3 protein-coding genes are annotated in these 3,480 nt (G+C 62.2%); 2 read left to right on the top strand and 1 reads right to left on the bottom strand.

Features of this window, described 5'->3' with window-relative positions:
- A partial coding sequence (locus tag EOA38_RS31150; protein ID WP_145966145.1) for an ABC transporter ATP-binding protein occupies positions 1-1,770 on the top strand: 1,770 nt, incomplete at its 5' end.
- A gap of 136 nt (positions 1,771-1,906) precedes the next feature.
- Here EOA38_RS31150 and EOA38_RS31145 read toward each other — a convergent pair.
- The gene (locus EOA38_RS31145) at positions 1,907-2,608 is read right to left on the bottom strand and encodes an NAD(P)H-binding protein (protein WP_126093018.1); all 702 of its coding nucleotides are present in this window, start codon (positions 2,606-2,608) and stop codon (positions 1,907-1,909) included.
- A 127-nt stretch (positions 2,609-2,735) separates the two neighbouring features.
- Between EOA38_RS31145 and EOA38_RS31140 the strand changes: the two genes are divergently transcribed.
- On the top strand, positions 2,736-3,480 hold a 745-nt coding region (locus EOA38_RS31140), incomplete at its 3' end, for a LysR family transcriptional regulator (protein ID WP_145966144.1).

Here is a 3,480-nt window from a genome sequence, read left to right as displayed (position 1 = left end):
AGGCTGCCCGATCCGGAGCGCATGATGCGCTCCTATCCGCACCAGCTTTCCGGCGGCCAGCAGCAGCGTATCGTCATCGCCATGGCGCTGCTGTCGAAACCGGCACTGCTTCTGCTCGACGAACCGACGACGGCGCTCGACGTCACTGTCGAGGCCGGCATCGTCGAGCTGGTCAAGGGTCTCGGCCAGAAGTTCGGCACCTCGATGATCTTCGTGTCGCACAATCTCGGCCTCATCCTCGAGACCTGCGACAAGATCACGGTGATGTATTCCGGCGAGGCGGTCGAGACCGGCAAGATCAAGGACGTCTTCGACCGGATGCGCCACCCCTATACGCAAGGGCTGTTCCGTTCGATCCCGCTGCCGGGCGCCGACAAGAATTCGCGGCCGCTGATCTCCATTCCCGGCCAATTGCCGTTGCCGCATGAGCGGCCGAAAGGCTGCAATTTCGGTCCGCGATGCCACCATTTCGTCGAGGGTGTCTGCAACGCCGCGGAAATCCCGATGATCGCCGTCGAAGGGCACGAGGGCCATTTCTCGCGCTGCGTGCGCTTCAACGAGATCGACTGGGAGGCGCTGCCGCCCGGCGCCAAGAAGGTCAATGAAAAGGTCGAGCCCGGCGCGCCGGTGCTCAAGATCGACAATCTCAAGAAATACTACAAGGTCGGCGGCAGCGAGGTGTTCGGCTCCAGCGAAGGCCGCGTCGTCAAGGCCAACGAGACCATTTCGTTCACCGCGCGCGAGTCCGAGACGGTCGCGATCGTCGGTGAATCCGGCTGCGGAAAGTCGACGCTCGCCAAGGTGCTTCTGGGGCTCGAGACCGCAAGCTCGGGCACGGTGACGCTCGGCAACAAGGAGATCCAGTCGACCGGCATCGAGAGCCGCAATGTCGAGACGGTATCCTCGATCCAGATGGTGTTCCAGAACCCGTTCGACACGCTGAACCCCAGCCACACCGTCGGCTCGCAGATCATCCGCACGCTGGAGAAATTCAACGTCGGCAAGACGGTGGCCGAGCGACGCAAGCGCATGCTGGAACTGCTCGACCTGGTGAAGCTGCCGCGGGCCTTCGAGACCCGCAAGCCGCGCCAGCTCTCAGGCGGCCAGAAGCAGCGCATCGGCGTGGCGCGCGCCTTCGCCGGAGATGCCAAGGTGGTGGTAGCAGACGAGCCGGTGTCGGCGCTCGACGTCTCGGTGCAGGCGGCGGTGACCGAACTGCTGATGGACATCCAGCGCAAGAACAAGACGACGATGCTGTTCATCAGCCACGATCTCTCGGTGGTGCGCTACATCGCCGACCGCGTGGTGGTCATGTATCTCGGCTATATTGTCGAGCAAGGCACGACGGACCAGATATTCTCGCCGCCCTACCATCCCTATACGGAGGCGCTGTTGTCGGCGATCCCGATCGCCGACACCAGCGTGGTCAAGAAGCATATCGTGCTCGAGGGCGACATCCCGTCGGCGATGAACCCGCCGACAGGCTGCCCGTTCCAGACGCGCTGCGGCTACAAGAAGCTGGTTCCGGACAATCTGTGCGAGACCAAGGTGCCGCCGGTGAAGAACCTCGGCGACGGCCATATGAGCCTGTGCTGGCTGGCCGACGACGTGCTGGCGAAGATGGAGCCGGTCATCAAGTTCGACAAGGAGCACGCGGCGCATGAGGGCGTGCCGGACGATGCGCCTCAAGGCACGGGCCCGGGCTTTGCCGGTGCGCCGCCCAAGCGTCCGCATGGCAAGAAGCCGAAGCCGAACCAAAGCGCGTCGTGACGAAACGGATTCAGGCGACGCGCTTCAGTCTTTGTTTTGATGCATGTCGTTCTCCCAAACCGCTGCGCACTTTTGGGCGACATGCATTAGGCGGGCGGCGCTGACTTCAACAGCCCCAATTGGAAGTGGCTCAGGCTTAGTAGCCGATCGTAAATCGCCTCTGCACGTGCCTAGGCAACTCCGCTTCGTCAACGATGGCGATCGCAGCATCTTCGATTGATATCCGGCTGCGCCCATTTTCGTCGAGGATCGGCTGGTCGCCGCCAAGGCGAAAGCGACCGGTTCGCTCGCCGGGGTAGATCTCCTCCGCCGGACTGAAATAGGTCCAAAGGCGGTTGGAGAGTCTCAAAACGTTCAGAGCGTCCCGGTGCCCGCGCACCGCCTCGGCATAGGCCTCAGGGAGACCAAGCAGCTTCATGCTCTCGCGAAGATCATCAGGAGAGTCTGCACGCGTCAGGCCCGGCTTGACCTCTAAGCTCCCGGCGCCGCCGACGACGATCAGACGTAGACGCAGATGGTTCTCCATGGCGCGCAGAAGGGCCTGGGCGGCGGTTGCATAGACGGTGGGGTCTTCGATCGAGCGCGCTACTGTATCGTTGAAGTCGCGCGCAGCGTTGCCGGGCTGATAGGTGCTGACGAGGACGTCCAATCCCGCCATTCCGCTGCTCAGATCGTCGACGTTGAAGATGTCGACCGTCTTCCAAACGATATCGCCGGGATCTTCGGGAAAGCGCGATGCGTCGCGGGTGAAGGCTGTGATCTTGTGGCCGCGACTGACGGCCTCGGCGAGGACTCGTTGGCCAATATTGCCGGTCGCTCCGATGATCCCGAGGTGCATGCCTGCCTCCAGTTTCCGTTGATCGCCATCGCCGCTCGGCAAAGCAGCGCCTGGCCCCCAAGGTATGAGGCGTTGATATCGGCAACAATCATAGATAATTTGAAATCACATTTGCACTGGTGAGATAATGACGCTCAGTTATGACGATGTGGCCATCTTCCTAAGAGTTGCCCGCGAAGGGAGCTTCGTGGGCGCGGCGCGATCGCTGCGCGTACCGGTCAGCACAGTGAGCCGCCGGGTCGCCGCGCTCGAGGCCCGATTGAAGACGCAGCTTTTGCGGCGGACCACACGAGCCGTCAGTCTGACCGACGATGGCCGCGCGTTCTCCGACCGTTGTGGTCAGGCGGTGGATGAAATCGAGGCTGCGGCCGACGCCTTGTCGGCGAATGGACAGAATTTGCGGGGCACGATCAGGATTACGGCGCCCCATTTCGCGTGCTCCGAGATGTTTGGGCCCTATCTCCTCGAGTTCGCTGCGGCCCATCCCGATTTGGTCATGGATATTCGATTGACCGACGCCACCCCCGATCTCATCGAGGAAGGCGTCGATCTGGCGTTCCAATTCGGCCCTTTGCGGGATGGACGCTTCATCGCGCGCAAGCTATGGCCTGTTCGCTACGTCCTGTGCGCCAGTCAGGCGTTTCTGGATCGGCATCCAGGGATAATGCGCCTTTCCCACCCAAAGGAGCTTGCTGCACATCCCTGTGTTCTTACACCGCCCATCGCCTCGTGGGCGTTTGACCTCGGGAGTGAGCAAACGACAATCAGACCGCGAATTTTAAGTGCGGTCGTTGACGATTTAGCGCTCGGCGCCTTGGCGGTTCGCCGAGGCGTGGGGATCGGCTACCTGCCGGAAAGCCTCACCTTGGGGA

It is taken from the genome of Mesorhizobium sp. M1E.F.Ca.ET.041.01.1.1, from assembly GCF_003997355.1.
Taxonomy (GTDB): domain Bacteria; phylum Pseudomonadota; class Alphaproteobacteria; order Rhizobiales; family Rhizobiaceae; genus Mesorhizobium.
The sequence above is the reverse complement of the archived record's forward strand: the minus strand, read 5'-3'. Positions and strand labels throughout refer to the sequence as shown.